Annotated in this window: 1 protein-coding gene; it reads right to left on the bottom strand. The window is 72.0% G+C overall.

Annotation, left to right across the window (positions count from 1 at the left end):
• Nucleotides 1–107: 107 nt before the first annotated feature.
• A complete protein-coding gene (locus ACFWXO_RS14295) occupies nucleotides 108–542 on the bottom strand; it encodes an NUDIX hydrolase (RefSeq protein WP_380524114.1) in 435 nt (144 codons plus the stop codon).
• Nucleotides 543–845 lie beyond the last annotated feature (303 nt).

Here is an 845-nt window from a genome sequence, read left to right as displayed (position 1 = left end):
CCCCACGCCCCCACCCCCCCATCCCCCCCCCCCCCCCCCCCGTGCCCCGCCCCCCGGTGGGGGGGGCCCGGGGGGCCCCGCGGGGGCCCCCGCCACCCTCGTACGCCTCAGCGTGTGATCAGCTCGCGAACCGCGTCGCTCACCTCAGGCAGGTCACTGGGGAGGGCCCATTGGTGGGCGTCGTGCTCGGTGAGGACAACCGGTTCGGTCTTCTGCACGGTGACGGTGAAGTTGAACTGGCGGGTGGTGCCGCCTCGGCTGTTCTTGTAGTCGAAGTGCCCGATGTAGCCGGTGACCTGGTCGATGGTGAGGCCGGTCTCCTCGGCGGTCTCCCGATGGAGGGCGTCCAGGATGGTCTCCCCGGCCTCGACCGTTCCGGAGGGGATCTCCCACAGGCCGCCCATGTAGTCGTCGGGGTTGCGGCGCACGAGCAGGATGCGGCCGTCGTGGTTGATCATGGCGGCGGCGACGAAGCCGGTGATTCCGGCGGTTTCGGCCTCGGCCGCCAGGCTGGCGGCGAACTCGGGGGAGGTGACGGTCACAGCAGCTCCTTGTGATGGTCGCTGATCTTGATGGCCGCGCGGACGTAGTGTTCGGCCAGACGCAGATCCTGCTCACGATGCCAGGCCGGGAGCTTGATCGTCTGGGCGTGTGCGCGCTCGGTAGCCCGCCGAGCTCGTCCGGCCGGTAGATGAGCGTCAACCCGTACCAGGGCGGGACCACCCCTTCGGGTAGCTCGGTGGCCTCCGGGCCCGGTATCCGGGCCAGTTTGCCGTGCGGCCACAGCCATTTCGACCTGTCCCGGAGGGGGCCCCCCCCCCGCGGGGGGGGGCCGCCGGGGCGGC

The organism is Kitasatospora sp. NPDC059088 (assembly GCF_042738155.1).
Classification (GTDB): domain Bacteria; phylum Actinomycetota; class Actinomycetes; order Streptomycetales; family Streptomycetaceae; genus Kitasatospora.
Note: the sequence above shows the minus strand (reverse complement) of the source record. Positions and strands in the feature narration are given on the sequence as shown.